At 41.0% G+C, this 390-nt stretch carries 1 protein-coding gene; it reads left to right on the top strand.

Annotated elements, in window-relative coordinates; genetic code table 11:
* On the top strand, positions 1 to 390 hold a 390-nt coding region (locus K9V48_RS28665; RefSeq protein WP_224142363.1), incomplete at both ends, for an SH3 domain-containing protein.

Below are 390 nucleotides of genomic sequence, written 5' to 3'. Positions count from 1 at the left end.
ACGATAAAGAAGGATGCGAAAGTCACCGTCTACTCAGAAGCAAATGGCTGGTCAAAAATAAAGGCAAATGGAAAAGAAGGCTATGTGAGTTCAAGTTATTTAACGTCAACAAAACCTCGAACAAGCATGGCTTCACCACCGTCATCACCAACTCCTGAGGCAAAAACACAAACGAAATACGTCAAAGTAAATAGTGGTTCGCTAAATGTAAGAAAAAGTGCCTCAACAAGTGCGTCGATAGTTGCAACGATAAAGAAGGATGTGAAAGTCACCGTCTACTCAGAAGCAAATGGCTGGTCAAAAATAAAGGCAAATGGAAAAGAAGGCTATGTGAGTTCAAGTTATTTAACGTCAACAAAACCTCGAACAAGCACGGCTTCACCATCGACA

The organism is Metabacillus rhizolycopersici, assembly GCF_020075705.1.
The sequence above is the reverse complement of the archived record's forward strand: the minus strand, read 5'-3'. Positions and strand labels throughout refer to the sequence as shown.